The following is a 2,583-nucleotide window of genomic DNA, read 5'->3' as shown; positions in this document are numbered from 1 at the left end:
GCCGATGCGAAGGCCAGGGCCGCCAGGGCGGAAGCCGACGCCAAGGCCAAAGCCGATGCCGATGCGAAGGCCAAGGCCGCCAGGGCGGAAGCCGATGCCAAGGCCAGAGCCGACGCCGATGCGAAGGCCAAGGCCGACGCGAAGGCCAAAGCCGAAGCCGAGGCCAAGGCCAGGGCGGATGCCGAAGCCAAGGCCGCGGCAGCGCGGAAGGATCTCGCCGACCTGCTCGCACGCGAAGCCAAGGAGCGCGCCGCGCAGCAGCAGGTCACGGCCGCAGCACTCAGTGCCTACCAGAGCCTGCTGGTCAACCACGTCGAGCCGCGCTACCAGCCGCCGCCGGCCTGCCCCGAGGGCGGGGTCGCGGACATTTCGATTAAGCTGTCGCCGGGCGGCGAGGTCGTCTCGGCCAGCGTGCGGCGCAGCAGCGGCAATGCCGTCTGCGACGGCGCCGCACTCGCCGCACTGAAGCGCGCCTCGCCGCTGCCGCTGCCACGCGATCCCGTGCTGGCCGAGCGGCTGCAGCAGGAAAGCTTCGTGTTCAAGTTCAAGGTTGCCGAGTGAGGAAGCGCAGGGTGCTCAAGACTCTCCCGACGCGCGCGCGTGCCTTTGCCGCGCTGTTGCTGACGCTGGCCGCCGTGACCACGGCCCGCGCCGAACTGACCATCGAGATCGTCAAGGGTGTCGAAGGGGCCCTGCCCATTGCGATTGCGCCGTTCGGCGGCAACGCCGGGCTGCCGGCCGACATTGCCGCGATCATCACGGCCGATCTCAAGCGCAGCGGCCGCTTCTCGCCGCTCGCATCGAGCCAGTACGCCGACCGCCCGACCGAGCTGTCGCAGGTCAACTACGCGAGCTTCCGCTCGATCGGCGTGCCGCACCTCGCGGTCGGTCAGGTGCGCGCCGGCGGGGCCGGCTACGCCGTGCAGTTCCAGCTCGCCGATGTCTATCAGGGCTCGCAGCTGCTCGGCAGCAGCTTCGACGTACGCAGCGGCGACCTGCGGCGCGTCGCGCACCACATCGCTGACCTGATCTACGAGAAGCTCACCGGCGAGAAGGGCGCGTTCAACACGCGCATCGCCTACGTCACCGCGCGCGGCACCAGCAGCTACACGCTGGTGGTCGCCGATTCCGACGGCTACAACCCGCAGGTCGTGCTGCGCTCGCCGCTGCCGGTGATGTCGCCGGCCTGGTCGCCGGACGGCAGCAAGCTCGCCTACGTCAGCTTCGAGAACCGCGCCGCGCAGATCGTCGTGCAGAACGTCTTCACCGGCGCTCGCCAGACCATCTCGGCCTCGCCCGGCATCAACGGTGCGCCGGCCTGGTCGCCGGACGGCAGCCAGCTCGCGTTCACGCTGTCGAAGGACGGCAACCCCGAGATCTACCGCTACGACCTCGCCTCGCGCCAGACGCAGCGCCTGACCAGCACCTCGGCGATCGACACCGAGGCCACGTGGTCGCCGGACGGCGGCTCAATCGTGTTCACGTCCGATCGCGGCGGCGGTCCGCAGCTCTACCGGATGCCGGCGGGCGGCGGCGGCGCCGAGCGCCTGACCTTCTCCGGCGACTACAACTCGCGGCCGACCTTCTCGCCGGACGGCAAGAGCATCGCCTACGTCACGCGCAGCGGCGGACGCTTCCACATCGCCGTCATGGACGCGAGCGGCCGCAACACCCGCCTGCTGACCGACGGCGGCATGGACGAATCACCGAGCTTCGCGCCGAACGGCGGCATGATCCTCTACGCCACGCAGCAGGGCGGGCGCGGCGTGCTCGCGGCCGTGTCCACCGACGGCCGCGTCAGGCAGACGCTGCTGTCGACCGACGGCGAAGTCCGCGAACCCGCGTGGTCGCCGTACGGCCGCTGAACCGCAGCCCTCCGATCCGCCCCGATCCCGAAGAACCCGCACAGGAATCCGATCCGAACATGAACGCCGAGCGCATCCCGACCCCGAAGAACCGCTCCCTGCAGACGCTGAAGACCGTGCTCGCCGCCGCCACGCTGGCAACGCTTGCCGCCTGCTCCTCGACCGGCAGCACCTCCGGCGATGGTTCCAGCGGCAGCGGCGGCAGCGGCACCGGAGCCTACGGCGCCAGTGCCGGCGGCCAGTACGGCAGCGGCGGTGCCTATGGCAGCGGCGGCCCGGCCGGCGGCTACGTCGGCGGCCCCGGTGCCACGCAGGAGCAGCGCGTCGTGTACTTCGACTACGACAGCGCCGACATCCGCGCCGACTCGCGGCCGATCATCCAGGCGCACGCGCAGTACCTGCAGCAGACGCCGGGCTCGGTGGCGATCCTCGAAGGCCACGCCGACGAGCGCGGCAGCCGCGAATACAACATCGCCCTCGGCGAGCGGCGCAGCGTCGCGGTGCGTCGCGCCATGGAAGCGCTCGGCGTGCAGCCGAACCAGATGCGCACGGTCAGCTACGGCGAGGAGCGCCCGGCCGTCGGCGGCCACGACGAGAGCGCCTACGCGCAGAACCGTCGCGTCGAGATCGCCTACTGAGCCGCGCCGCCGCCATGACCGCCGCCGCGTTGCGCCGCCTCGCCCTCGCGACCGCCCTGCTCGCCGCGCTGCCCGCCGGC

General features: G+C 71.7%; 3 protein-coding genes. All 3 read left to right on the top strand.

Going from position 1 to position 2,583, the window contains the following annotated elements:
- Nucleotides 1–561: cell envelope integrity protein TolA (gene tolA / locus PKE44_RS10330; RefSeq protein WP_324550769.1), on the top strand; the 561-nt coding region annotated here is incomplete at its 5' end.
- An 11-nt stretch (nucleotides 562–572) separates the two neighbouring features.
- Nucleotides 573–1,865, top strand: a complete 1,293-nt coding sequence (gene tolB / locus PKE44_RS10325) for a Tol-Pal system beta propeller repeat protein TolB (protein ID WP_324550766.1) — start codon at nucleotides 573–575, stop codon at nucleotides 1,863–1,865.
- 59 nt (nucleotides 1,866–1,924) lie between these two features.
- Nucleotides 1,925–2,503, top strand: coding sequence for a peptidoglycan-associated lipoprotein Pal (gene pal / locus PKE44_RS10320; RefSeq protein WP_324550764.1), 579 nt, complete (start codon nucleotides 1,925–1,927; stop codon nucleotides 2,501–2,503).
- Nucleotides 2,504–2,583 lie beyond the last annotated feature (80 nt).

Origin of the sequence: Plasticicumulans sp., assembly GCF_035331805.1 — a bacterium.
In the GTDB taxonomy this organism is placed as follows: domain Bacteria; phylum Pseudomonadota; class Gammaproteobacteria; order Competibacterales; family Competibacteraceae; genus Plasticicumulans.
Note: the sequence above shows the minus strand (reverse complement) of the source record. Positions and strands in the feature narration are given on the sequence as shown.